Here is a 24,733-nt window from a genome sequence, read left to right as displayed (position 1 = left end):
GAGGCACCGTGACCACCACCGTCCCCGGCGGACCCCCGCCCGTCGACGCCGCGCACGACCCGCACCTGTCGGGCGTCTTCGAGCCGGTGATCGACGAGATCGACGCAGGCGACCTCGAGGTCACCGGCGAGCTCCCGTCCGAGATGGACGGAATGTACGTGCGCAACGGCCCCAACCCGCGCTTCACCCCGCTCGGCTCGTACATCTATCCCCTCGAGGGCGACGGGATGGTGCACGGGCTGTGGGTGTCGGGCGGGAAGGCCCGCTACGCGAACCGCTTCGTGCACACGCCGATGCTCGACGCCGAGATCGGCGCCGGCCGGGCGCTGTGGGGCGGGCTGATGACGGGGTACACGCCCGGCGAGGACGAGGTCGGGCCGAGCCTCGCGCACGTCGCGAAGGACCTGCCCGACATCAACGTCGTCCGGCACGCCGGGAAGCTCCTCGCGCTCGCCGAGTCGAGCCCGCCGTACGCGCTGACCCCGGAGCTCGCGACGGTCGGCAAGGAGACCTTCGGCGGCACGATCCCCGCCGGGCTCTGCGCCCACCCGAAGGTCGATCCGCGCACCGGCGAGATGATCATGTTCTGCTACGGGCTCGAGGCGCCGTACCTCACGTGGGCGGTCCTCGGCCCCGACGGCGGCACGCGCCGGGCGCCCACGCCGATCCCGGACGTCGACCAGCCGGTGATGATCCACGACATGGCGATCACCGAGCGCTACGTCGTCCTCGTGCTCGGACCGCTGTACTTCGACATGGCCGCGGCGATGCGCGGCGGGTCGCTGCTCGCGTGGCGCCCCGAGGACGGCACGCGGATCGCGCTGATCCCGCGCGACGGCAGCGCGGTGCGGTGGGCGCACACGGAGGCGTTCTGGAGCTGGCACAACGCCAACGCGTACGACACCGTCGACGACCGGGGCGACGGCAGAGTCGTCCTCGACCTCGTCGCGTGGGCCTATCCCGGAGGCCTGGCCCGCGACCCACACCCCAACGTCGGCGGCATCGCGCGGGCGGAGATCGACCCGACGACGGGCTCGATCACCCGCCGGTTCCTCACCGACCCGCACGGCATGGAGTTCCCGCGCGTCGACGACCGCCGGATCGGCCGCCCGCACGGCGTGGTCGCGCTCGGGGCCAAGACGGGGAAGGTCGAGCTCGCGAACGGCAACTTCGACGCGGTCCTCTGGCTCGACTCCGCCACCGAGCGGGCCGTGACGTGGGACGCCGGTGACCTGTCGGTCGGCGAACCGTGCTTCGTGCCGAAGCCCGGGGCGGACGACACCGCGCAGGGCTGGTGGGTCACGTTCGCCACCGACCGCACCGACCGGTCGAGCTGGTTCGTCGTGTTCGCCGCGGCCGACCCCGGCGCCGGCCCGGTCGCGAAGGTCCGGATCCCCGTGCGCGTCCCGCTGGGGCTGCACGGGGCGTGGCTGCCGACGGAGGAATAGCCCCGACGCACGAGGGCCCCGGCCGCACCGCAGCGACCGGGGCCCTCGTCGTCGGTGCCGGATCAGTTCAGGTCGTAGCGGTCCAGCATCATGACCTTGTCCCACGCGGCGACGAAGTCGCGGACGAACTTCTGCGCACCGTCGGACGAGGCGTAGACCTCCGCGACCGCGCGCAGCTCGGAGTTCGAGCCGAACACGAGGTCGTTGCGGGTACCGGTCCAGTGGACCTCGCCGTCGGCCCCGCGGGCCTCGAAGATCCCGTCCTCCTCGGCCACCTTCGCCCACTGGGTGTTCATGTCGAGCAGGTTGACGAAGAAGTCGTTCGTCAGCTGCCCGGGACGGTTCGTCAGCACACCGTGCGTCGAGCCGGCGGTGTTGGCGCCCAGCACGCGCAGGCCGCCGACGAGGACCGTCATCTCCGGGGCGGAGAGGTTGAGCAGGTTCGCGCGGTCGACGAGCAGGTACTCGGCGGGGAGCTGGTGGCCCTTGCCGAGGTAGTTGCGGAACCCGTCGGCCGTCGGCTCGAGGTGGGTGAACGAGTCGACGTCGGTCCACTCGAGCGAGGCGTCCGTGCGGCCCGGGGTGAAGGGCACGCTGACGTCGACCCCGGCGTCCTTCGCGGCCTTCTCCACCGCCGCGACACCGCCGAGCACGATGACGTCGGCCAGCGAGACGTTCCCGGAGAACGCCTTCTGGACCTCCTCGAGGGCCGCGAGGGTGCGGCGCAGCTCCTGCGGGTCGTTGACCTCCCAGTCGATCTGCGGCTCGAGGCGGACGCGGGCGCCGTTGGCGCCGCCGCGCTTGTCGCCGATGCGGAACGTCGACGCGGACGCCCAGGCGGCCTTGACGAGCGACGACACCGACAGGCCGGCGTCGAGGATCCGCTTCTTCAGGTCGGCGATCTCGGAGGAGCTGACGACCGGGCCCTCGTGGGCGGGCACCGGGTCCTGCCAGATCAGCGTCTCCTGCGGCACCCAGGGGCCGAGGTAGCGCTGGATCGGGCCCATGTCGCGGTGGGTCAGCTTGTACCAGGCGCGGGCGAACGCGTCGGCGAGCTGCTCCGGGTTCTGGTGGAACCGCTGCGAGATCTCCTTGTAGACCGGGTCGACCTTCAGCGAGACGTCGGTGACGAGCATCGTCGGCTGGCGGGTGAGCTCGCCGGTCTCCGGGTCGGGCACGGTGTTCGCGCCGCCGTTGTCCACCGGCCGGTACTGCCACGCGCCGGCCGGCGACTTGTGCAGCTCCCACTCGTAGCCGAAGAGGTTGTCGAAGTAGGCGTTGCTCCACTGCGCGGGCGTGGAGGTCCAGGTGACCTCGAGCCCGGAGGTGATCGCGTCACGGCCCTTGCCGGAGCCGAAGCTCTGGTGCCAGCCCAGGCCCTGCTCCTCGATGCCCGCGCCCTCGGGCTCGGCACCGACGTACTGGTCGGGGTCGGCCGCGCCGTGCGTCTTGCCGAACGTGTGCCCGCCGGCGATCAGGGCGACGGTCTCCTCGTCGTTCATCGCCATCCGGCCGAAGGTCTCGCGGATGTCGCGCGCGGCGGCCAGCGGGTCGGGGTTGCCGTCCGGGCCCTCCGGGTTGACGTAGATCAGGCCCATCTGCGAGGCGCCGAGCGGCTGCTCGAGCCGGCGGTCGCCGCTGTAGCGCTGGTCGCCGCCGAGCCAGTAGTTCTCCGGGCCCCAGTAGGTCTCGTTGTCGGGCTCCCAGACGTCGGGACGCCCGCCGGCGAAGCCGAAGGTCGTGAAGCCCATGGTGTCGAGGGCCCGGTTGCCCGTGAAGATCATCAGGTCGGCCCAGGAGACCTTCTGGCCCCACTTCTGCTTGACCGGCCACAGCAGGCGGCGCGCCTTGTCGAGGTTGCCGTTGTCCGGCCAGCTGTTGAGCGGGGCGAAGCGCTGCATGCCCATGCCGGCGCCGCCGCGGCCGTCGGCGAGGCGGTAGGTGCCGGCCGAGTGCCAGGCCATGCGGATCATGAAGCCGCCGTAGTGGCCGAAGTCGGCGGGCCACCAGTCCTGCGAGGTCGTGAGGACCGCGTCGACGTCCTTCGCGAGCTCGTCGAGGTCGACGGTCTTGAAGGCCTCGGCGTAGTCGAAGCCGTCGTCCATCGGGTTGGACGCGGGGGCGTGCGAGCGCAGGATGCGCAGGTTCAGCTGGTTGGGCCACCAGTCGACGTTGCCGCCGCCCTCGGTCGGGTGCGCGAGACGGCCGGCGTGGACGGGGCAGCCGCCCGCGTCCTCGGTGTTCATCTCGGTCTCGCGGGTCACGTGGCTCTCGGACACGGGGAGGTCCCTCCGGATCACTGAACGGTCACTGGACGGTCGGACTGGGTGGTGTGGCGGTGGTTCGGCCTGCGGAGCCCGTCCGGGCGGGGGAGGCCGGTGGTGACACGGGTCGCAGTGTCGCGCCTAGTCTGGAATGAATCAAGTTTCCGTCATGGTCAGCATCATCTGCGCGTCGGGGTCTGGCCGCCGTGACGTGCCTCGGCCACGCTGGCACGGTCGGCGCCCGAGGACGGAGCCGGCGGGGGACCAGGCGTCGCGCAGACGGAGGCAGCATGCCCAAGCTCGTGTACTCGTTCGGCGAGGGCGACAAGGACCAGAAGGACCTGCTCGGTGGCAAGGGCGCCAACCTGGCCGAGATGACCAACCTGGGGCTGCCCGTGCCGCCCGGGTTCACCATCACCACCGAGGCCTGCCGGGCCTACCTCGCGGACGGTCACGAGCCCGCCGGCCTCGCCGACGAGGTCAGCGAGCACCTCGCGGCCCTCGAGAAGTCGATGGGCAAGCAGCTGGGCCAGGCCGACGACCCGCTGCTGGTGTCCGTCCGCTCGGGGGCGAAGTTCTCGATGCCCGGGATGATGGAGACCGTCCTCAACGTCGGCCTCAACGACTCCTCGGTCCGCGGCCTCGCGACCCAGGCCGGCGACGACCGCTTCGCCTGGGACTCCTACCGCCGCCTCGTGCAGATGTTCGGCGCGACCGTGCTGGACATCTCCGCCGAGCACTTCGCCGAGGCGCTCGACGCGGCGAAGAAGGCGAAGGGCACGGCGAACGACCTCGACCTCGACGCCAGCGACCTCGCCGCGCTCGTGGAGACGTTCAAGGGCATCGTGCGCGAGCACGCGGGCCGTGACTTCCCGCAGGACCCGCGCGAGCAGATGGACCTCGCGATCCGCGCGGTCTTCGAGTCGTGGAACTCCCCCCGCGCGAACGTCTACCGCCGCCAGGAGCGCATCCCCGCCGACCTCGGCACGGCCGTGAGCGTCTGCTCGATGGTCTTCGGCAACCTCGGCATGGACTCCGGCACCGGCGTCGCGTTCACCCGCGACCCCGCGTCGGGCGCCCAGGGCATCTACGGCGACTACCTGCAGAACGCGCAGGGCGAGGACGTCGTCGCCGGCATCCGCAACACCCTGCACCTCACCGAGCTCGAGCGGATCGACAAGGCGTCGTACGACCACCTGCTCGAGATCATGGCGACGCTCGAGAACCACTACCGCGACCTGTGCGACATCGAGTTCACGATCGAGCGCGGCAAGCTCTGGATGCTGCAGACGCGCGTCGGCAAGCGCACGGCCGCGGCGGCCTTCACCGTCGCCTGCCAGCTGGTCGACGAGGGCCTCATCGACGCCGACGAGGCGCTCCAGCGCGTCACCGGCCAGCAGCTCGCGCAGCTGATGTTCCCGCGCTTCGACCGCGATGCGGAGAAGGAGCTGCTCACGACGGGGATGAACGCCTCCCCGGGCGCGGCCAGCGGGATCGCGGTGTTCGACTCGCCCACCGCGGTCCGGCGGGCGAAGACCGGCGAGAAGGTCGTGCTCGTCCGCCGGGAGACCAACCCCGACGACCTCGACGGCATGATCGCCGCGGAGGGCGTGCTGACGAGCCGGGGCGGGCGCACCTCGCACGCCGCGGTCGTCGCGCGCGGCATGGGCAAGACCGCCGTGTGCGGCGCCGAGGAGCTCGAGGTCGACGTCCGCGCGAAGACGATGACCACGCCCGACGGCCGGGTGGTGGCCGAGGGCGACACGATCTCGATCGACGGCACGAACGGCGAGGTCTACCTCGGGCGGGTCCCCGTGGTGTCCAGCCCCGTCATGTCCTACTTCGAGGGCTCGACGGGGCTCGCCGAGAACGACGACCTCGTCGCGGCGGTCGACCGGATCCTGCGCCACGCCGACGACCGGCGCCGGCTGCGGGTGCGCGTCAACGCCGACACCGGCGAGGACTGCGCGACCGCGCGGACGTTCGGCGCCGAGGGCGTGGGGCTCTGCCGCACCGAGCACATGTTCCTGGGCGAGCGCCGCGCGCTGGTCGAGGCGCTGGTGCTGGCCGAGACGCGCGAGGAGCGCGAGAAGCAGCTCGCCGCGCTCCTGCCGCTGCAGATCGAGGACTTCACCGCGATCTACCGGGCGATGGAGGGCCTGCCGGTGACGATCCGGCTGCTCGACCCGCCGCTGCACGAGTTCCTGCCGGACTACACCGAGCTCTCCGTCGAGGTGGCCGTGGCCCGCGAGCGCGGCGAGCTGACCGAGGAGAAGGAGGAACTGCTCGCCAACGTCCGGCGCCTGCACGAGCAGAACCCGATGCTCGGCCTGCGCGGGGTGCGCCTCGGCATCGCGGTGCCCGGCCTGTACGCGATGCAGGTCCGGGCGATCACGCGCGCCGCGGCGACGCTCGCGGCCGAGGGCGTGACGGTGCTGCCGGAGATCATGGTGCCGCTGGTCGGCACGGTGCAGGAGCTGCAGGCGGTCGCGGCCGAGATCGCCGACGTGGTGGCCGAGCCCGAGTCGCTGGTGGACGGCGCGCCCGTCGAGCACCAGATCGGCACGATGATCGAGCTGCCGCGTGCGGCGCTGGTCGCGGCCCAGATCGCCGAGGTCGCGCAGTTCTTCTCCTTCGGCACCAACGACCTCACCCAGACGACGTGGGGCTTCTCCCGCGACGACGTCGAGAGCTCGTTCTTCTCCGAGTACCTCGAGACCGGCGTCTTCGGGGTGTCGCCGTTCGAGTCGCTCGACACCGAGGGCGTCGGGGAGCTCGTGGAGATCGCGTCGTGGCGGGGCCGGGAGGTGCGCCACGACCTCAAGCTCGGCATCTGCGGCGAGCACGGTGGCGACCCGGACTCGGTGCACTTCTTCCACCGGTCGGGCCTGGACTACGTGTCCTGCTCGCCGTTCCGCGTGCCGGTCGCCCGGCTCGAGGCGGGACGGGCCGCCACCGCGGGGTACGGCGAGAGCTGACTCCCTCTACGCGGTACCAGCGGTACCGCATGGCTAGCATCGAGGCATGACCGATCCCCCGGAGCGCGGTCCCGTGCACCGCGACTTCCGGCCGTCCACCAAGGCCGTGATCGGCGCGCAGGTGGTCGTGGCCAACGTCGTGGGGGCGGCGATCGTGCTCGGGCTGGCCGGCTGGCTGCTGCCGACGCAGTCGCTGGTGGGAGACGTCGAGGGCGTGCTGAGCCGCAACCTCTGGGCGTTCGGGATCTACCTGCTCGCCTCGGGCGTCGTCGGCCTGACCTGGGGTTTCCTCTGGGTCCGCGTCCCGCGGGCCCCCGCCGAGGACGCGGGCGAGGACGCGTGGCGACAGCACCGCCGGCTCGTGCGGCGCGCCGTCCTGGGCGCCCCGCTGCGGATCACGGTCGTCCAGGCCGTGCCGTGGGTGGTCGCGACGGTGCTGTTCACCGTCCTCAACGCGTTCTCCTCCGCCACCGTGGCGGTGACGGTCGGCTGCGTGGTCGGGCTCGGCGGCATCGCGACCGTCGCCGTGGTCTACCGGCTCTCCGAGCTGACGCTGCGCGGCGAGGTCGCCCGCGTGCTGGCCGAGGACCCGCCCACCCGGCTCGGTGTGCTCCCCGCCGTCGCGGCCCGGTCGCTCTCGGCCTGGGTGCTGGGTACGGGCGTGCCGCTGCTCGGGATCGCGCTGGCCGCCGCGGCGTCGCTGCTGTTCCGCGACTACTACACGGTCACCCGGCTCGGGCTCGTCGTGCTGGTGCTGGCCGTCGTCGCGCTCGCCGTCGGGTTCCTGCTCACGGCGCTGACGTCGACGTCGCTCGCGACGCCGGTCATGAACGTGCGCCGGGCGATGCGCCGCGTCCGCGACGGCGAGCTCGACACCCGGGTGGACGTCACCGACACCACCGAGCTCGGCATGCTCCAGGCGGGCTTCAACGAGATGGCGGGCGGTCTGCGCGAGCGCGACCAGCTCCGCGAGCTCTTCGGCCGCCACGTCGGCGAGGAGGTGGCGCGCGCGGCGCTCGCCGGCCGGCTCGATCTCGGCGGCGAGGTGCGCGAGGTCGCGGTGCTGTTCGTCGACCTCGTGGGATCCACCGAGATGGCGTTCGACCGCCCGCCCCACGAGGTCGTGTCGGTGCTCAACGCGTTCTTCGCCGAGGTCGTCGACGTCGTGGAGGGCCACGGGGGCTGGATCAACAAGTTCGAGGGCGACGCGGCGCTCGCGGTCTTCGGCGCGCCGGACGACACGGACGACCCGGCCGCCGCCGCCCTCGCCGCCGCGCGAGCGCTCGCCGACCGGCTCGAGGGGGGGCACGACCCCGCCGGGATCGCGGTCTCCGCCGGTCCCGCCGTCGCGGGCAACATCGGCGACGCCCGCCGGTACGAGTACACGGTCATCGGCGACCCCGTGAACGAGGCGGCCCGCCTCTGCGACGTCGCCAAGGGCCTGCCCGGACGCGTCGCCGCCTCCGACGCCGCGATCCGGCGCGCCGGTGACCGCGAGGCGGGGCAGTGGGTCGAGGTCGACGTCCTGCGCCTGCGCGGGCGCCACCGCGCGACCCACGTCCACGCCCCGCGGTCCCGCACCGTCGGCGTCGAGGAGGACCGGGCCGAGCTGCGGGCGTGACCTGCCGCAGCGTCCACCGAAGCGTCTATCGCAGGGGGTGGCGCGGGATCGAGCGCAGGTTCGACCGGGCGAGGTCGACCATCTTCCCGACCCCGCCGGCGAGCACGGTCCGCATCCCGGCGAGCGCGAACCCGCGGACCTGCTCGGCGGTGATGTGCGGCGGGATCGACAGCGCGTTCGGGTCGGTGCGCACGTCGACCAGCGAGGGCCCGCGGTGGTCGAGGGCCCCGCGCAGCGCGCCCCGCAGCTCGTGGGGGTCCTCGACGGTCACGGCGTGCAGCCCGGCGGCGCGGGCGATGGCACCGAGGTCGGCCGGGCCGTGATCGGTCTGGAACGACGGGAAGCCCGACACCATCATCTCGAGGCGGATCATGCCCAGCGAGCCGTTGTTGAAGGCGACCACCGTGAGGTCGAGATCGTGCTCGACCGCGGTCAGCAGCTCGCCCAGGAGCATCGTGAGCCCGCCGTCGCCGGACATCGAGACGACCTGGCGCCCGGGCTGCCCGTCGCGGTACAGCGTGGCGGCCCCGATCGCGTGCGGCAGCGCGTTGGCCATCGTCCCGTGGCGGAACGACCCGACGATGCGCCGCCGCCCGGTGGGGCTGATGTAGCGGGCGGCCCAGACGTTGCACATCCCGGTGTCGACGGTGACGACGGCGTCGTCGGCGAGCTCCTCGTCGAGCACCGACGCCACGTACTCGGGGTGCACCGGCCGGTGGTCCTCGACGCGCTGCGTGTAGGCGTCGACGACGTGCTCGAGCGCGTCGGCGTGGTGGCGCAGCATCCGGTCGAGGAAGGTGCGGTCGGCCTTCTCCTCGACGAGCGGCAGCAGTGCCCGCAGCGTGGCGCCGACGTCGCCCTCGACGCCGAGGTCGAGCACGGTGCGGCGCCCGAGGTGCCGCGCGTCGCGGTCGACCTGCACCGTGTGCGCCTGGGGCAGGAACCCGTCGTAGGGGAAGTCGGTGCCCAGCAGCACGAGCAGGTCGGCCTCGTGGCTCGCCTCGAAGCAGGCGCCGTACCCGAGCAGCCCGCTCATCCCCACGTCGTAGGGGTTGTCGTACTGGATCCACTCCTTGCCGCCGAGGGAGTGGCCCACCGGCGCCTTGACGCGCTCGGCGAGCGCGAGCACCTCGTCGCGCGCCTCGCGGACCCCGGCGCCGACGAAGAGCGTCACCGACGCCGCCGCGTTGATCCGCTCGGCGAGGGCCTCGACGCGGTCGGGCGGCGGCATCAGCACCGAGGACGGCGCCACGAGGTCGCCCTGCCCGGTGGGGTGCGCGGCGGGCAGGGCCGTGATGTCACCGGGCAGGACGAGCACGGAGACCCCGCGGTCGGCGAGCGCGGTCTGCAGGGCGATGCGCTGCAGGCGGGGCAGCTGCTGCGGCCGCGAGATCAGCTCGACCCACGAGGAGCACTCGACGAAGAGCCGCTCGGGGTGGGTCTCCTGGAAGTACTGGGTTCCGATCTGGAGCGAGGGGATGTGCGACGCGATCGCGAGCACCGGCGCTCCCGAGCGGTGCGCGTCGTAGAGGCCCTGGATCAGGTGGGTGTTGCCGGGCCCGCAGCTGCCGGCGCACACGGCCAGGGTGCCGGTGAGCTGGGCCTCGGCCGCCGCCGCGAGGGCGCCCGCCTCCTCGTTGTGGACGTGGATCCAGTCGATCCCGCCCGCCGCGGCGCCCCCGGAGCGCCGCACCGCGTCGACGATCGGGTTGAGGCTGTCCCCCACGAGCCCGTAGATCCGGCGGACCCCGGCCTGCAGGAGGACCTCGATGAGCTGATCGGCGACGGTGCGGGCGGCCATGGGCGCGATCTTCCACCCCGGTGCGCCTCCGGCGCACGTGAGCAGTTCGGCGTGCTCCGGCACTCGAAAGTGCTCACGGGCGCGGAGGCGCACCGCGCGTGCTTCGCTGGGACCGTGGTGCGCGTGAGCGAGGAGGACACGACGGCCCGCACGATGCCGCCTGCGGTGGTCCTCGTCGTGCTCGTCGTGCTGGGCCTGGCCACCCTGCTGCTGCTCGCCGCCGCGGTGACCGCGGTCGCACCGGGCTCGTCGCTGCTCGGCTCCACGGCCTCGCCGAACCTCGTCCACGTGTACGGCCCCCCGCTCGTGGTCCTCGGGGTGGTGGTGACCGCCGGGGCGTGGCTCGTCCGCCGGCGCCGGCGCCGCACCCGCGCGGTCACGACGGTCGTCGCCGCCGTCGCCACGGTCGCGACGCTCGTGCTCGCGGGCGCGGTCGGCGCGGTGGTGACGGCGACGCTCGGTGCGGGCGGGAGCGTCGACCCGCTGCGCGCGGTGGCGCTCTCCGGCCCGCCCGAGGGCTCGGCGCCGGACGCGCGCCCGGTCTACGCGACCGGCCCCGAGGGGCAGCAGCTGCACCTGGCGGTCACGCGCCCGCGGGCGGCCGCCGGTCCGGCTCCGGTGTTCGTCTGGGTGCACGGCGGCGGCTGGACCACCGGGTCGGAGCTCGACCGCGCCGCCGACATGCGCCGTATGGCCGACGCGGGCTGGCTGGCGGTGTCGGTCGAGTACACGCTGACCCGCCCCGGCCGCCCGACCTGGGACGTCGCCGGTCCCCAGGTCGCGTGCGCGCTCGCCCGCGTCGCCGAGCACGCGGGGGAGTACGGCGCCGACCCGTCCCGGATCGTCCTGGGCGGGGACTCGGCGGGCGGGCAGCTCGCCGTCACCGTCGGCCAGCGCGCGGCGGCGGGCGCGCAGCCCTCGGCGTGCGCGTCGCCGGTCCCGGTCCCCCGCCCGCGCGCGATCGCCACGATCTACCCGGCGGTCGACCTCGCCGACACCTACGTCCACGGCCGCGGCGCCCAGCGCTTCGCCGTCGCCTACACCGGCGCGACGCCCGAGCAGCGTCCCGAGCGCTACCGCGCGGTGACCGGCACCGACTCCCTGCGCGCCGGCGGGCCGCCCGTCCTCGCCGTCACCCCGAGCCGTGACCGCCTCGTCCCCCCGGGCGGCACGAGCCGCTACGTCGAGACCGCGCAGGGGTCGGGGGTCACCGCCGAGCGGGTCGCGATCCCGTTCGCGGACCACGCCTTCGACACGGGCCCGGACGGCTCGCTCGGGCACCAGGCCGCGTTCTCGGTGCTGGCGCACTGGGCGGGCGGGCAGGTCGGGCTGGGGTGAGCCCGCTCAGTCGGTGAGCGCGTCCCCGACGACGCCGTGGGTGGCCGCGCGGACGGCCTCCGAGAGCCGCGACATCCCGTCGGGCGGCGGGCTCGTCCCGTCCGCGACCCGCGCCGCGTGGTCCTCGGTGGTGATCCGCAGTGCCGCAGCGAGCGTGGCCGCCTGGACCCGCACCTCGAGCTCGTCGGGCGCGCGGCCGAGCCGCTCGGCGATGACCTCCGCGAGCACCGGCTCGGCGCGCTCGAAGACCACGAGCCAGATCGCGCGCAGGGCGGGCTCGGTCCGCGACATCGCGATCATCGCGAGCGACGCCTCGTCGTCACCCGGCGCCGCGTGCGCGGGCAGCCGGGCGTCGGCGACGAGGTGCTCCTCCAGCGACCGATCGCGCGGCCACCGGCGCAGCGTGGCGACGAACGCGTCGGCGGTCAGCGACAGCAGCGGCTCCGCGCAGCTCTCCTTGCTGCGGAAGTAGCGCCACAGGGTCCGCACGGACAGTCCCACGCCCTCGGCGATCTGCTCGCCGCTCGTGGCCGCGACGCCCTGGGCGCGGAAGAGCCGGGCGGCCTCCCGGGAGATCTCCAGGCGCTGCAGCCCGCGCCGCCGCTCGCTCATGGGGCGGCGGCCGCGCGGTGCGCGCAGCTGCTCGGTCACGGCGGGGGAGCCTAGCTCATCGTCGTGGTGCGACTTTCTGTCGCGGAGTGCCATAATAGACTCACGCGGGAATCCACCACGGAGGAGCACCGATGACCACCGAGGCGCGCACGTGCCCGTTCGCCCACGACTACCCCTTCGGCGAGGCCGAGGCGCTCGAGTTCGACCCCACCTACGCGCAGCTGCGCGCCGAGGAACCCCTGGCCCGCATCCGCATGCCCTACGGCGAGGAGGGCTGGCTCGCCACGCGCTACGACGACGTGCGCACGGTGCTCTCCGACCCGCGCTTCAGCCGCGCCGCCGTCGTGGGCGCCGACGTGCCGCGGGCGATCCCCGAGCGGGTCGAGCGCGGCGACACGATCACCAGCATCGACCCGCCGGAGCACGGCCGGGTCCGCCGCCTCGTGGCCTCGGCGTTCACCGCACGACGGGCGGAGGCGCTGCGCCCGCGGGTGCGGGAGATCGCCGAGGAGCTGGTCGACGGCATGCTCGCCGGCGGCGCGCCCGCGAACCTCGTCGAGGCCGTGGCCATGCCGCTGCCCGTGGTCGTCATCTGCGAGCTGCTCGGCGTGCCGCTCGAGGACCGCCCGCTGTTCCGGGCCGGCGCGGACGCCGCGCTGTCGACGTCGAAGGTGCCCGCCGAGGAGCGCCGGCAGGCGATGCGCGACCTGCAGACCTACATCGCCTCGCTCGTCGCCGACCGCCGCTCGCGCCCCGAGGGGCCGGGCGACGACGTGCTCGGCACGCTGGTCGCGGCGCGCGACGACGACGGCGACCGCCTCTCCGAGGCCGAGCTGGTGATGCTCGGCGTCGCCATCCTCGTCGCCGGCCACGAGACGACCATGAACATGACCAGCGACATGGTGCTGACGCTGCTGTCGGACCGCTCGCGCTGGGAGTCGCTGGTCGCCGACCCCGAGCGCGTGCCCGCCGCGGTCGAGGAGATGCTGCGGATCACCCCGCTCGGCCGCAATGCCGGCATGCCGCGCATCGCCACCGAGGACGTCGAGCTCACGGGCGGCACCGTGCGCGCCGGCGACGCCGTGCTCGTGTCGACGGTCGCCGCCAACCGCGACCCGGAGGTCTTCGACCGCCCCGAGGACCTCGACCTCGACCGCGAGCCCGGCAGCCACGTCGCGTTCGGCTTCGGCCCCCACCACTGCCTCGGCGCCTCGCTCGCCCGCATGGAGCTGCAGACGGCGATCACGACGCTGGTCACCCGCGTGCCGACGCTCGACCTCGCCGGCGACGTCACCTGGCGCGCGACGGCGCTGGTCCGCGGCCCGGCGGAGCTGCCGGTCCGGTGGTGATCAGTACTCGGTGACGCCCGCGTCCGGGGCGATCTCGTGGGCCGTGATCCACCGGGACTCGTCGGAGGCGAGGAACAGCACGGTCTCCGCGACGTCCTCGGGCGCCGTGACGTCGACCGGCAGCATGTTGGTGAACATGTGGCGGGGCCGGGGGTTCTCCGCCATCGCCGCGCCGAGCGCGGCCTGCATGGCCTCGCTGCCCATGCCGGTGGCCATGCCGGTGGGGTGCACGGTGTTGACGCGGACGTGGTGCGCGGCGAGCTCGGCGGCGAAGGCCTTGGCCATGCCGCGGACGGCCCACTTGCTCGTCGTGTACGGCACCATGTACGGCTGCACCTTCAGCCCCGCCGCCGAGCTGATGACGACCACCGAGCCGCCGCCCGCGGCGACGAGGTGCGGCGCGCCGGCCATGATCGTGTTCCACACGCCGGTCACGTTGACGTCGAGCGTGTCGCGGAGGATCTCCGGTGTCACGCGGTGCCAGGAGCGCGGGATGCAGATGCCGGCATTGGCGACCACGACGTCGAGGCGGCCGAGCCGGGCGACGGCGTCGTCGACCGCGGCGCGCAGCGCGTCGAGGTCGCGCACGTCGACCTGCGCCGCGACCACCCGCCGATCGGCCGCCTCGACGCCCGCCACCGTCGCCGCCAGGTCGTCCGGGGTCGCCGACGCGTAGTCCACGCCGGGCAGGGGTCCGCAGACGTCGACCGCGACGACGTCGGCGCCCTCCTGCGCGAGGCGCAGCGCGTCCGCCCGCCCCTGGCCCCGCGCCGCCCCGGTGATCAGTGCGACCTTGCCCTCCACCCGTCCGGTCATGCGGTCATCTTCGGGTAGCCCGGAACCATGCGCACCGACCGCTTCGACGGGTGGATCGCCGGCGTCGGGACGGCGGCGGGCCTGCGCGTCGTCGTCGGGCACTGGCCGTCGTCGCCGTTCGGGGCGTTCACCGACGTCATGGTCGAGCGGCCCGACGGGCGGCGGATCCTGCTCGCTCCCGACCCGCCGACCCGCGACTTCGTCACGGCGACCTACACGTTCGACGAGGTCCGCCTGGGGCCCGTGACGCACCGGCAGGACGGCGCCGCCCACCACGTCGACACCGCCGAGCTCGAGGTAACGCTGCGGGTGGGGCGGCGCTCCGCGCTGGGGTGGCTCCTGCGCGCCGTGCCGGCGCCGCTGGCGACCGCGCCCGCGTGGATCACCGCGATCGACGCGGTCGCGCGGCGGGTGCTGCCCGGGGTCCGCACGGTCGGCACCGCGGGCGGTGGTCGCCGCGAGTACTACGGCGCCCGGGACCTGCACCGCGTCACGAGTGCCCGGGTGCGCTGGGACGGCGTCGACCAGGGCCCGCTGACCGCGGTGTCGCCGCCGGTGCGGTTCGGCTTCGGGTCGACGCCGGCAGCCCCGTCGCTCGTACGCATCACGACCTTGATCAGGCATGACGGGCCGGCCGCGCGGTTAGCCTCGGAGACATGACCGTCGCCGCGTCGCCCCTCATCCTCGACGACTGGTTCGCCCGGGACCTCGGGGGGCTCCACCAACCCTGGCAGGCCGAGCCCGCGCCGTCGCCCGAGGCCGTGGTGGTCAACGACGGGCTGGCCGCCGAGCTCGGGCTCGACGCCGACGCCCTGCGCACGCCCGAGGGCGTCGCCGTCCTCGCGGGCGCGGCCGTGCCCGCGGGTGCGACGCCGGTGGCCCAGGCCTACGCCGGGCACCAGTTCGGCAACTACTCCCCCCGCCTCGGCGACGGCCGCGCCCTGCTGCTCGGCGAGCTCACCGACCCGGAGGGCCGGCGCCGCGACCTGCACCTCAAGGGCTCCGGACGCACGCCGTTCGCCCGCGGCGGCGACGGCAAGGCGCCGCTCGGTCCGATGCTGCGCGAGTACGTCATCAGCGAGGCGATGCACGCGCTCGGCATCCCCACCACGCGGTCGCTCGCCGTGGTCACCACCGGCGAGCCGGTGGTCCGCGACGGACGGCGCCAGCCCGGCGCCGTGCTCGCGCGGGTCGCGTCGAGCCACCTGCGCGTCGGCACGTTCCAGTACGCGGCCGCCTCCGGCGACGCCGACCTCCTGCGCCGGCTCACCGAGCACGCGATCGCCCGCCACCACCCGGAGGCCGCCGACGCCGAGAACCCGCCGCTCGCCCTGCTGCAGGCGGTCGTGGAGGCGCAGGCCCGGCTCGTCGCGCAGTGGATGGACGTCGGCTTCGTGCACGGCGTCATGAACACCGACAACATGACGATCTCCGGCGAGACCATCGACTACGGGCCGTGCGCCTTCCTCGACGCCTACGACCCGGCCACGGTGTACAGCTCGATCGACCACGGCGGCCGCTACGCGTTCGGCAACCAGCCACGGATCGCGCAGTGGGACCTCGCGCGGTTCGCCGAGTCGCTGCTGGCGGTGATCGATGACGATCCCGAGCACGCCATCGCCCCCGCCACCGACGCGGTCTCCGCGTTCGCCGAGAGCTTCACGCGTCATCGCACGGCAGGGCTGCACGCGAAGCTCGGCCTCACCGGCGAGCACACCGCGCTGGTGGAGGACCTCGTGTCGCTGATGGCCACCGAGCACCCCGACCACACGCGCTTCTTCCGGGGTCTGGCGACCGCCGCGCGCGGCGACGCCGGCCCGGTGCGCGACCTCGTCGTCGACCGCGACGCCGTCGACGCGTGGCTGGAGCGCTGGCGGACCGCGCTCGAGGACCAGGACCGCCCGGCGGACGAGAGCGCGAACGCGATGGACCGCGTCAACCCCGTCTACATCCCCCGCAACCACCAGGTGGAGGCGGCGCTGGAGGCGGCGGTCGGGGGCGACCTCGACCCGTTCCACCGGCTGGTCGACGTGGTCACGCGCCCGTACGACGAGCGCGCCGGGCTCGAGGAGTACGCCACCGGCGACCCGTCGGGCACGGGCTACGTCACCTACTGCGGGACCTGACCCGACGCCTCGCTCAGGTCCAGCACACCCGTGAGCACGGCGAGGTGGGCCCCGAGCGCCCGGCCGTGACGGGGCGGGCCGTCCAGCCGACGTAGCCGTCGGGGCGGATCAGCACGGCGTCGCCGCCGCGCATCCCGTACGCCGCGGCGAGGTCCCCGGCACTGTCGACGAGACACGGCTCGCCGGCGTCGGCGAACGCGGCGCCGAGCTCGGGCGCGACCACCACGTGCACGCGCAGCGGCAGTGCCGACGACGCGGCGAGCGCGCGCACCTCGGCGATCTCGTCCAGCTGGGCGGCGGCGTCGTCCTCGACATCGGGGCCGTCGTCCTCGTCCACGTAGGCGAGCAGCGCGAACTCGGTCGCGGCGAGCACCGCGTGCAGGCGGATCGGGTCGGTGACCGCCGTGCGGCGCAGGCCCCGCGCGTCGGGAGCGCGGCCGCCGGGCCGCACGGCGAGGTTCCCGCCGGTCGCGCCGACGATCGGGCTGTCCGGGTACGCCACGAGCAGCTGCGCCTCGCGGCTCAGCATCGCCACGGGGTCGGACGTGTCGAAGCCTTCCCGGGCGTGCCGCACGGTGCGCCCGACGACCTCCTCCCCGACCGGGTGGCGCTCGGCGTGATAGGTCTCGAGCAGCGTGGGCGCGGCGATCCCGTCGACGACGAGCGCGAGCTTCCACGCGAGGTTGAGCGCGTCCTGGATGCCGGTATTCATGCCCTGCCCGCCGGTGGGCGGGTGGATGTGGGCGGCGTCGCCGGCGACGAACACGCGCCCGCTGCCGTAGCGGTCCACGAGCCGGTGGCTGATCCGGAACACCGACGACCAGCGCAGGTCGGACACGGTCACCGGCTCCGGCGAGAGACGGTCGACGACGGCCTGGAGGTGGTGCAGCGCGGGCGGCTCACCCGCCTCGAGGCCGTGGACGATCCCGTCGGTGGACCCGCCCGCCGGCGGGCGGCGCAGCTCCGGCGGCGCCAGCATCGAGAGGCGGTAGCGCCCCCGTCCGGGCAGGGGGATGGCGACCAGGCCGTCCTCCGTGCCGTCCGGGCCCCGGCGCGTGCAGCGCACGGCGTATCCCGGGGGCATCGACCAGTCGAGCACGACGTCACCGAGCATGTACTCCTCGGGGAACGCGTCGCCGGAGAAGGACAGCCCGAGGCCCCTTGCGCACCACGCTGTGCGCCCCGTCGGCCCCGACGAGGTACGCGGTGCGCACGACCTCGTCGCCCGCCGGCGTGCGCAGGCGCAACGCGACCCCGTCGGCGTCCTGGGAGAAATCGACCAGCTCGGTGGAGCGCTCGATCCTCCCGCCGTGACGGTGCAGCTCCTCGGCGATCAGACGTTCGGTCGTGTACTGCGGGAGCGCCGTGAAGCCGTACGGCACGTCCGGGGGCAGCGCCATCTCCGTGCGCGCGACCTGGACGCCGTCGCGGTACACGATCTGGCCGCGCATCGTGCGGGCCTCGTCGAGCACCGCGGTCAGCATGCCCGTGCGTTGCCAGTGCTCCAGCGTGCGGGGCTGGAGGCCGACGGCCTTGGCGTACTGCCGCGGCTCCGCGAGCGCGTCGATCACGCGGACCCGCACGCCCCGGCGCGCGAGCTCGGTGGCGACGGTCAGACCGACGGGCCCGGCCCCGGCGACGACCACGTCCATGACACGCTCCCGTCCGTCACACGAGATGGCCGCGTCCCGACCCACTAGGCCGTTCGTGATCGTGTTCTGACCTCTTCAGCCACCCTGAGTAAAACGCACAGCTCGGATGGCCGTCAACGGCGGAGATCCGGAACGGGTGGCGGGTCAGCCGCTGGTCGGCTCGCGACGTTTCCGGGGACGCCGTCGACGGGCACAGGCATAGGAGCGAAGGGATTGTTCGATCAGCGACCCCGCGCCGGGCCCGTTCCGGGAGAGGGGGCGACAGCCATGACGCCCAACGAGGACGTGGTGACGGCCCTGCGCCGCGCCGCCCACGAGCTGGCGGCGAAGCGCTCGATCCGCGACCTGGAGCAGACGCTCACCGACATCGTCGCCGCGGCCGTCGAGACGGTTCCTGGAGCCGACGCGGGCGGGATCTCCATCACGCAGGACGGCGACATCACGTCACGCAATCCGACGCACGCCGCCGTGACGAAGCTCGACCGCCTGCAGAGCGAGCTCGAGGAGGGCCCGTGCATCACGGCGATCCTGGAGCCACCGGCCGACGGCATCGTCGTGGCCCCGGATCTCGAGGGTCCCGACGGTGAGCGCTGGCCCCGCTTCGCCCCGCACGCGGTCGAGGCCGGCTACCATTCGATGCTCTCGGCCCAGCTCACCCAGGACACCGGTGAGCTGCGGGCAGCGCTCAACCTGTACGCGGGCGACCGGGATGCGTTCGACGAGGAGGCGCGGCTGGTCGCCGGGCTCTTCAGCGTCCAGGCCGCGATGCTGCTCTACGGCAGCGAGCACGCCATGAACCTGCAGCGGGCCGTGGAGAGCCGCGACCTCATCGGCCGGGCGAAGGGCATCCTCATGGAGCGCTTCTCGGTCGACGACGACGGTGCCTTCCAGATGCTCGTGCGCTCGTCCCAGGAGACGAACCTCAAGCTCGTCGAGGTGGCCCAGTGGCTGCACGACGAGGTGGCGCAGCGCAGTCGCCGCTGACCGCGCTCAGCCGGCGACGGTCGACGGAGACGGTGTCGCCGGCGCCGGCGCCGGGCGCGTGTCGGGCAGGTCGACGTCGCGCACGAGTCCCGGGGCGGTGCCGGACAGCGACTCCGCCCGAGAGATGCCGCGCCACTGCACCACCAGCAGGTGAGCGCGGCCGGCGCCCGCCCGGGGCAGCACGAACGCTCCGTCGTCGCCGGCCCGGGTCCGTCCCAGCTGCTGGCCGTCGGTCCCGACGACGGTGAGCACCGCCCCCGGCGCCGGAGCGTCGTGGTGGCGCACGGTCCCGCGGAGGAGCGGTTCACCCGCGGTCGGCGCCGCGGAGGGAGGCTGGATGACGGGCGGGGTGGCGGGCCGGGTCGCGGGCGGGGAGCTCGCGGCCCGTCGCTGCGGCGGGATCCCCGCGACGATCGCGACGGCCACGACGGCCGCGCCCGCTCCGAGCAGCATGACGATGACGAACGCGGACTCGGTGGGCACGCCGGCGGACGTCACGAGCGAGGCCAGCAGCACGCCCGCGACCGCGCTGGCGAACGACGTGCCCAGCGCGCGCATGAGGTTGTTGAGGCTGTTGGCCGCGGCGGTCTGCTCGACGGGCACCGCCGCCATGATCAGCGAGGGCATCGCCCCGTACCCGAGGCCGATGCCGCAGGCGATGACGATCGAGCTGACCACCAGCTGCCACACCGCGCCGTGGAACACCGCACCGACGCCGTAGCCGACCGCCACGACGGTCGCCCCGAGCATGAGCGTCGTCCGCGGGCCCGACGCGGCGCTGATCCGCGCGGAGACGGGCGACATCGCCATCATGCAGAGCCCGCCGGGGGCCAGGACGAGTCCGGCCACCAGGATCGACTGCCCCAGGCCGTAGCCGGTGGACGTCGGCAGCTGCAGCAGCTGCGGGTAGACCAGCGACATCGCGAACATCGAGAAGCCCATGACCACCGACGCCGTGTTGGTCAGCAGCACCTGACGGCGCCGGCTCACCCGCAGGTCGACCAGCGGCTGACGGGTGCGCAGCTCCCACCACGCCCACAGGGCGAGCACCGCGGCGGCGACGACGAACAGCGTCACGGTCGTCGCGCTGCCCCAGCCCCAGGAGCCACCCTTGGACACCGCGAGCAGCAACGACACGAGGGCGACGGCGAGCCCGACCGCGCCGACGAGGTCGAACCGCCCGCCGGCCCGCTGCGCCGACTCGGGCACGAGCGCGATCACCCCGACGAAGACCACGGCACCGAGGCCGCCGGCCGCCCAGAAGAGCACGTGCCAGTCGGCGGTCTGGGCGATGAGCGCCGCGAGCGGGAGCCCGAGCGCGCCGCCGACGCCGAGCGAGGCGCTCATCAGCGCCGTCGCCGACCCGAGGCGCTCCGGGGGCAGCTCGTCGCGCATGAGGCTGATGCCCAGGGGGATGACGCCGGTCGCGAGCCCCTGCAGGGCGCGACCCACCACCAGGGGGATCAACGACGTCGACAGCGCCGCCACGACCGAGCCGGCGATCAGCGTGGCGAGGCAGATCAGCAGCATGCGGCGCTTGCCCACCATGTCCGCGAGCCGCCCGACGATCGGCACCGCGACGGCGGCGGTGAGCAGCGTCGCGGTGACGACCCACGCGGTGTCGGCGGCGGGCGCGTCCAGCAACCGCGGGAACTGCGGCACCAGCGGCACCACGAGGGTCTGCTGCAGCGAGACCGTGATGCCGGCCAGCGCGAGCACCGGGACGAAGGCCGGGGCGCGCTGGGCCACCTGTGGTGAGGTCACGGCGACAATCTAAATCAGTCGATTGACAGATGCGAGGTGGGCCCGTTCACTCGTCGTCGTGCCCGCCCGAGCCAGGACCGATCGCAACGCCGCGACGCGCACGAGCATCCTCGACGCCGCCGAGCGCCTCTTCGCCGAGCACGGCGTCCACGAGGTGTCCAACCGCCAGGTCGCCGAGGCCGCGGGTCAGGGCAACACCGCGGTCGTCGGCTATCACTTCGGGTCGAAGCACGACCTGGTGCGGGCGATCGTGCGGCGCCACTCGGAGGACATCGAGCGCTCGCGGGAGCAGATGCTCGCCAGCGTCGAGGGGTCCGACGACCTGCGCGACTGGCTCGCCTGCCTCGTGCGCCCGACCTTCGACCACCTCGGCGCCGCGGGCACGCCCACCTGGTACGCCCGCTTCGGCGCGCAGGTCATGAGCGACCCGGCGCTGCGCGCGATCATCGTCGACGAGCACCTCGGCTCCCCGGGCCTGATGCGCATCCTCGACGGGCTGCACGCCTGCCTGCCGAGCCTGCCGCCCGCGGTGTTCCGCGAGCGGGGCGACATCGCACGCTCCCTGCTCGTCGACGTCCCCGCCGAGCGCGAGCGCGCCGTGGCCGAGGGCACCCCGACCGCCCGGGCAACCTGGGCCGACGCCGCCACCGGGCTCGTCGACGTCCTCGTCGGCGTCTGGCTCGCCCCCGTCACCACCACCGATCAGGAGCACGCGTGACCCCTCCCCCCACCACCGGTCTCGATCTCCGCCGCACGGGCTTCGGCCCCGCACCGGACGCCGGGTCCGTCCGGGACGGCGAGGGGATCGCGCGGGTGCCGACCCCGTTCGGCCCGACGGCCTGGATGCTCACGCGGCAGGCCGACGTGCGGCGGATGCTCGGCGACGCGGACGCCTTCGCCAACGGCTGGACGCCCGACGACCTGCACGGCGACGTGCGCCGCGATCCCCGCCAGCTCTCGGGCGACCGCAGCGGCAACCTGCTCTCGCTCGACCCGCCCGACCACACGCGGCTGCGGCGCATGCTGGCCGGCGAGTTCACGGTGCGGCGGATGCGACGGCTCGAGCCGCGGATCGTCGAGATCGTCGACGACCACCTCGACGCACTCGCCCGCTCCGGCCCGCCCGCCGACCTCGTCGCGCAGTACGCGCTGCCGATCCCGTCGCTCGTCATCTGCGAGCTGCTCGGGGTACCGCCGGGCGACCAGGCGGAGTTCCAGGAGCGCACCAACGCCCAGCTCGACACGGGGCTCGCCGAGGAGCGCCGGGTCGCCCTCGCCGCGGAGGCGCTCGCCTACATGCAGGGGCTGGTCGCCCGGGCCCGGCGCGAGCCCGGCGAGGACCTCATCGGCATGCTCCTCCGCGAACACTCCGAGAACCTGACGAACGATGAGCTGGTCGGCATCGCGAACCTCCTGCTCGTCGCGGGCCACGAGACCACCGCGAACATGCTCGGGCTCGGCACCCTCGCGCTGCTGCGTCACCCCGACCAGCTCGCGCGCGTCCGCGACGACGACGAGGCCGTGGCGCCGGCCGTCGAGGAGCTCATGCGCTGGCTCTCGATCGTCTCCAGCGGTTCGCCGCGCCTCGCGCGCCGCGACGTCGAGATCGACGACGTGACGATCCGGCGTGGCGACCTCGTGGTGTTCAACCTCCCGGCCGCCAACCGCGACCCCGCCGTTGTCGACGACCCGGAGCGGTTCGACATCACCCGGGACGGCCCGCCGCACGTCGCCTTCGGCCACGGCGTGCACCACTGCCTCGGCGCGCCGCTGGCGCGGATGGAGATGCGCATCGCCTACCCGGCCCTGCTCCGACGGTTCCCGACGCTGCACCTGGCCGTGCCCGACGAGGAGATCGCCTGGGCCACGACGCACGCCATCCACGGGCTGGAGCGCCTGCCGGTGGCGTGGTGATCTAGCAGTCGGCCCAGAAGTCGGCGAGCACGCCGGCCCCGCGCACCGGGTCCTCCCCCATCCACCAGTGCCCGAGGCCGTCGAGGACCTCCACCCGGGCACCGGCCCGGGTGGCCGCGGTGCGGCGCTGCTCGTCGGTGCCGACCATGGTGTCCTCGGTCGCGAGCAGGGCGAGGCCCGGACGCTGCGCGGCCGACTCCAGGTCGGCGCCGAGCTCGGCCAGCCGGGGCTGGGCGGCGTCGCGGTAGAGGGCGAGCACGGCACGGCCCATCGCCTCGTCCTGACCGGCGACGACCTCGCGCGCGACGGGCTCGGGCAGTCCCCGCGAGGCGAGGCCGGCGACGAGCGCCTCGGGCTTGCGCTCGGGACCGAACCACGCCTCGACGGCCGACTCACCGGCCCCCGGCGTCTGCCACGTCTGTGCGAGGTCGTGCCACACGTAGCCCGGGTCGAAGATCCCGATCACGTCGCTGACCCAGCTGCGCAGCAGGTCCGGGCGGGCCATCGCGACGGTCACGGCGTGTCCGCCGCCCCAGTCGTGCCCGACGAGGTCGACCGGCCCGTCGCGCACCGCGATCGTCTCGAGCTCCCCGATCAGCCAGTCTCGGTAGGCGTCCACCGTCGCCGGGAAGTCGTCGGGCAGGGCCGCGCCGAAGCCGGGCGGCGAGAGCCGGACGACGCCCGTCACCCCGCGCGACGCGAGCGCGTCGACGAGAGGGCCCCAGACCGCCGCGGTCTCCGGGTTGCCGTGGACGAGGACGACGGTCACCCGGCCAGCGTCACACACTTGTCAGCCGTCACTCAAGTCAACAGCTATGCTGCCCGCCCATGACCGCCCCACCCCGCCGGACCCAGCAGGAACGCCGGGAACGGACCGAGACCGCCCTCGTGGCCGCCGCGGCCGAGGTGGTCGTCGAGTCCGGGGTGCGGGCGCTGACCCTCGCGCGGGTCGGCGAGCGCGCCGGGTACAGCCGCGGGATCGTCACTCACCACTTCGGCTCGAAGCAGGGCCTCGTCGAGGCGCTCACGAGCTCGATCCAGGGCGGCTTCGTCCCCGGGCTCGCCGAGATGCCCCCCGGGCCGGAGCGGCTCCTCGCCCTGGTCGACGGCTACCTCGCCCAGCTCACCGAGCTGGGCACCGCGAACCGCGCCTTCCTGCTCCTCTGGGCCGAGGCCGCCACCGCCGCCGAGCTCGCGGCCACCTTCCGCGAGCGCGACGAGGGCTTCCGCGCCGACCTCCGCGAGGACGTGGAGGCCGGCATCGCCGCCGGCACGATCCGCGCGGACGTGCACGCCGCGGACGTCGCCGTCGCGGTCGTGGGGCAGCTGCGAGGCATCGGCATGCAACGCCTGCTCGACCCGGACGCCGTCGACACCGAGCGACTGCGCCGGTCCGTCACGGAGCAGTGGCGGCAGGCGCTGGCGCCCGAGGGCGCGTGAGCTCGCGTTCCCTCAGAGGGGGACGCGGGGTCGGCCGCCGGGGATGGGGTGTTGGTCGGTGTCGACGTACCAGGGTGGGGTGAACCAGGGCAGGCCGTCGACGATGGCGACGCTCCAGTGCCCGTGGTGGATCAGTTGGTGGTGGTAGAGACACAGCAGCACGAGATTGTGGAGCTCGGTGGGCCCGCCGTGTTCCCAGTGATCGATGTGGTGGGCGTGGCAGCGGCGGGGGCTGCGGGTGCAGTCGGGGAACGCGCAGCCGCGGTCGCGGATGTTCAGGGCCCGTCGTAGGGCGTCGGTGACGGTGCGTTGCAGGCGTCCGACGTCGAGGGGCTCGGAGCGGGAGCCCAGGATCATGGGGATGATCTCGGCGTCGCAGGCCAGGCGGCGCAGGGTGCGGATGTGGACCGGGGTGTCGTCGTCGAGGGTGCCGTGGCCGATCGCGTCCCGGAGCCAGCGGTGGTCGATGGTCAGCGTCAGCAGCGGCCGCGCCGCCCCGCGCACCGGGTGCCGCTTCGACCGAGCCGGAGCCGGCTCGGGGCGCCGCGGTTCGGGGATGAGGGCATCGAGCTCGGGCTCGGCGTCCGTACCGTCGGCGGCGGCGTCGCCACCGGTGTCGGTGGCGT

The 24,733-nt window shown here is 74.1% G+C and carries 20 protein-coding genes; 11 read left to right on the top strand and 9 right to left on the bottom strand.

The window, feature by feature from the left end:
• Positions 1–8: 8 nt before the first annotated feature.
• Complete coding sequence (locus ACR9E3_RS30630; protein WP_460384742.1) at positions 9–1,448, top strand: carotenoid oxygenase family protein; 1,440 nt, start codon at positions 9–11, stop codon at positions 1,446–1,448.
• A 62-nt stretch (positions 1,449–1,510) separates the two neighbouring features.
• Here ACR9E3_RS30630 and katG read toward each other — a convergent pair whose 3' ends face one another.
• Positions 1,511–3,694, bottom strand: coding sequence for a catalase/peroxidase HPI (gene katG / locus ACR9E3_RS30625; RefSeq protein ID WP_460384802.1), 2,184 nt, complete (start codon positions 3,692–3,694; stop codon positions 1,511–1,513).
• Positions 3,695–4,002: 308 nt separating this feature from the next.
• Between katG and ppdK the strand changes: the two genes are divergently transcribed.
• Both ppdK and ACR9E3_RS30615 read left to right on the top strand, forming a co-directional pair.
• Positions 4,003–6,690 carry a pyruvate, phosphate dikinase gene (gene ppdK, locus ACR9E3_RS30620; protein WP_460384740.1) on the top strand — a complete coding sequence of 896 codons (2,688 nt, stop codon included), beginning with the start codon at positions 4,003–4,005 and terminating at the stop codon, positions 6,688–6,690.
• Between the two features lie 46 nt (positions 6,691–6,736).
• A complete protein-coding gene (locus tag ACR9E3_RS30615) occupies positions 6,737–8,311 on the top strand; it encodes an adenylate/guanylate cyclase domain-containing protein (protein ID WP_460384739.1) in 1,575 nt (524 codons plus the stop codon).
• 25 nt (positions 8,312–8,336) lie between these two features.
• On the opposite strand, the gene ACR9E3_RS30610 is transcribed toward ACR9E3_RS30615, so the two are convergent.
• Positions 8,337–10,112 carry a pyruvate dehydrogenase gene (locus tag ACR9E3_RS30610; RefSeq protein WP_460384738.1) on the bottom strand — a complete coding sequence of 592 codons (1,776 nt, stop codon included), beginning with the start codon at positions 10,110–10,112 and terminating at the stop codon, positions 8,337–8,339.
• Between the two features lie 123 nt (positions 10,113–10,235).
• Here ACR9E3_RS30610 and ACR9E3_RS30605 point away from each other — a divergent pair, with 123 nt between their 5' ends.
• The gene (locus ACR9E3_RS30605) at positions 10,236–11,450 is read left to right on the top strand and encodes an alpha/beta hydrolase (RefSeq protein ID WP_460384736.1); all 1,215 of its coding nucleotides are present in this window, start codon (positions 10,236–10,238) and stop codon (positions 11,448–11,450) included.
• A 6-nt stretch (positions 11,451–11,456) separates the two neighbouring features.
• Here ACR9E3_RS30605 and ACR9E3_RS30600 read toward each other — a convergent pair whose 3' ends face one another.
• On the bottom strand, positions 11,457–12,101 hold the full coding sequence (locus ACR9E3_RS30600) for a TetR/AcrR family transcriptional regulator (protein WP_460384735.1): 645 nt from the start codon (positions 12,099–12,101) through the stop codon (positions 11,457–11,459).
• A 92-nt stretch (positions 12,102–12,193) separates the two neighbouring features.
• On the opposite strand from ACR9E3_RS30600, the gene ACR9E3_RS30595 reads away from it, so the two are divergent.
• The gene (locus ACR9E3_RS30595) at positions 12,194–13,411 is read left to right on the top strand and encodes a cytochrome P450 (RefSeq protein WP_460384734.1); all 1,218 of its coding nucleotides are present in this window, start codon (positions 12,194–12,196) and stop codon (positions 13,409–13,411) included.
• Here the strand turns inward: ACR9E3_RS30595 and ACR9E3_RS30590 are convergent, their stop codons facing one another.
• Positions 13,412–14,227, bottom strand: coding sequence for a mycofactocin-coupled SDR family oxidoreductase (locus tag ACR9E3_RS30590; protein WP_460384733.1), 816 nt, complete (start codon positions 14,225–14,227; stop codon positions 13,412–13,414).
• 27 nt (positions 14,228–14,254) lie between these two features.
• Between ACR9E3_RS30590 and ACR9E3_RS30585 the strand changes: the two genes are divergently transcribed.
• Together ACR9E3_RS30585 and ACR9E3_RS30580 are read left to right on the top strand one after the other, a co-directional pair.
• Positions 14,255–14,887, top strand: a complete 633-nt coding sequence (locus tag ACR9E3_RS30585; protein ID WP_460384732.1) for a hypothetical protein — start codon at positions 14,255–14,257, stop codon at positions 14,885–14,887.
• A complete protein-coding gene (locus ACR9E3_RS30580; RefSeq protein WP_460384731.1) occupies positions 14,884–16,353 on the top strand; it encodes a protein adenylyltransferase SelO in 1,470 nt (489 codons plus the stop codon). The genes ACR9E3_RS30585 and ACR9E3_RS30580 overlap by 4 nt, the downstream gene beginning before the upstream one ends.
• Positions 16,354–16,366: 13 nt before the next feature.
• On the opposite strand, the gene ACR9E3_RS30575 is transcribed toward ACR9E3_RS30580, so the two are convergent.
• Both ACR9E3_RS30575 and ACR9E3_RS30570 read right to left on the bottom strand, forming a co-directional pair.
• Positions 16,367–17,467, bottom strand: coding sequence for an FAD-dependent monooxygenase (locus ACR9E3_RS30575; RefSeq protein ID WP_460384730.1), 1,101 nt, complete (start codon positions 17,465–17,467; stop codon positions 16,367–16,369).
• On the bottom strand, positions 17,457–18,005 hold the full coding sequence (locus ACR9E3_RS30570) for an FAD-dependent monooxygenase (RefSeq protein WP_460384729.1): 549 nt from the start codon (positions 18,003–18,005) through the stop codon (positions 17,457–17,459). The genes ACR9E3_RS30575 and ACR9E3_RS30570 overlap by 11 nt, the downstream gene beginning before the upstream one ends.
• 267 nt (positions 18,006–18,272) lie before the next feature.
• Between ACR9E3_RS30570 and ACR9E3_RS30565 the strand changes: the two genes are divergently transcribed.
• A complete protein-coding gene (locus tag ACR9E3_RS30565; protein ID WP_460384728.1) occupies positions 18,273–18,989 on the top strand; it encodes an ANTAR domain-containing protein in 717 nt (238 codons plus the stop codon).
• Positions 18,990–18,995: 6 nt separating this feature from the next.
• Here ACR9E3_RS30565 and ACR9E3_RS30560 read toward each other — a convergent pair whose 3' ends face one another.
• Positions 18,996–20,753, bottom strand: coding sequence for an MFS transporter (locus ACR9E3_RS30560; RefSeq protein WP_460384727.1), 1,758 nt, complete (start codon positions 20,751–20,753; stop codon positions 18,996–18,998).
• A gap of 58 nt (positions 20,754–20,811) precedes the next feature.
• On the opposite strand from ACR9E3_RS30560, the gene ACR9E3_RS30555 reads away from it, so the two are divergent.
• Complete coding sequence (locus ACR9E3_RS30555; RefSeq protein WP_460384726.1) at positions 20,812–21,471, top strand: TetR family transcriptional regulator; 660 nt, start codon at positions 20,812–20,814, stop codon at positions 21,469–21,471.
• A complete protein-coding gene (locus ACR9E3_RS30550; RefSeq protein ID WP_460384725.1) occupies positions 21,468–22,667 on the top strand; it encodes a cytochrome P450 in 1,200 nt (399 codons plus the stop codon). The genes ACR9E3_RS30555 and ACR9E3_RS30550 overlap by 4 nt, the downstream gene beginning before the upstream one ends.
• A 1-nt stretch (position 22,668) precedes the next feature.
• On the opposite strand, the gene ACR9E3_RS30545 is transcribed toward ACR9E3_RS30550, so the two are convergent.
• Positions 22,669–23,436: an alpha/beta fold hydrolase gene (locus ACR9E3_RS30545; RefSeq protein ID WP_460384723.1), complete on the bottom strand. Its 768-nt coding sequence runs from the start codon at positions 23,434–23,436 to the stop codon at positions 22,669–22,671.
• A 59-nt stretch (positions 23,437–23,495) separates the two neighbouring features.
• Here ACR9E3_RS30545 and ACR9E3_RS30540 point away from each other — a divergent pair, with 59 nt between their 5' ends.
• Complete coding sequence (locus ACR9E3_RS30540) at positions 23,496–24,107, top strand: TetR family transcriptional regulator C-terminal domain-containing protein (protein ID WP_460384721.1); 612 nt, start codon at positions 23,496–23,498, stop codon at positions 24,105–24,107.
• A 12-nt stretch (positions 24,108–24,119) separates the two neighbouring features.
• Here ACR9E3_RS30540 and ACR9E3_RS30535 read toward each other — a convergent pair.
• The coding region (locus ACR9E3_RS30535) for an HNH endonuclease signature motif containing protein (RefSeq protein WP_460384720.1) at positions 24,120–24,733 on the bottom strand (614 nt) is incomplete at its 5' end.

The sequence above is a fragment of the Actinomycetospora sp. C-140 genome (assembly GCF_054796175.1).
Note: the sequence above shows the minus strand (reverse complement) of the source record. Positions and strands in the feature narration are given on the sequence as shown.

Bases quoted from the DNA above. Each gene is read 5' to 3' on its own strand.
- katG (WP_460384802.1), bottom strand. From the start codon at position 3,694: ATGAACACCGAGGACGCGGGCGGCTGCCCCGTCCACGCCGGCCGTCTC.
- ppdK (WP_460384740.1), top strand. From the start codon at position 4,003: ATGCCCAAGCTCGTGTACTCGTTCGGCGAGGGCGACAAGGACCAGAAG.
- ACR9E3_RS30615 (WP_460384739.1), top strand. From the start codon at position 6,737: ATGACCGATCCCCCGGAGCGCGGTCCCGTGCACCGCGACTTCCGGCCG.
- ACR9E3_RS30610 (WP_460384738.1), bottom strand. From the start codon at position 10,112: ATGGCCGCCCGCACCGTCGCCGATCAGCTCATCGAGGTCCTCCTGCAG.
- ACR9E3_RS30595 (WP_460384734.1), top strand. From the start codon at position 12,194: ATGACCACCGAGGCGCGCACGTGCCCGTTCGCCCACGACTACCCCTTC.
- ACR9E3_RS30590 (WP_460384733.1), bottom strand. From the start codon at position 14,227: ATGACCGGACGGGTGGAGGGCAAGGTCGCACTGATCACCGGGGCGGCG.
- ACR9E3_RS30585 (WP_460384732.1), top strand. From the start codon at position 14,255: ATGCGCACCGACCGCTTCGACGGGTGGATCGCCGGCGTCGGGACGGCG.
- ACR9E3_RS30580 (WP_460384731.1), top strand. From the start codon at position 14,884: ATGACCGTCGCCGCGTCGCCCCTCATCCTCGACGACTGGTTCGCCCGG.
- ACR9E3_RS30575 (WP_460384730.1), bottom strand. From the start codon at position 17,467: ATGCTCGGTGACGTCGTGCTCGACTGGTCGATGCCCCCGGGATACGCC.
- ACR9E3_RS30570 (WP_460384729.1), bottom strand. From the start codon at position 18,005: ATGGACGTGGTCGTCGCCGGGGCCGGGCCCGTCGGTCTGACCGTCGCC.
- ACR9E3_RS30565 (WP_460384728.1), top strand. From the start codon at position 18,273: ATGACGCCCAACGAGGACGTGGTGACGGCCCTGCGCCGCGCCGCCCAC.
- ACR9E3_RS30540 (WP_460384721.1), top strand. From the start codon at position 23,496: ATGACCGCCCCACCCCGCCGGACCCAGCAGGAACGCCGGGAACGGACC.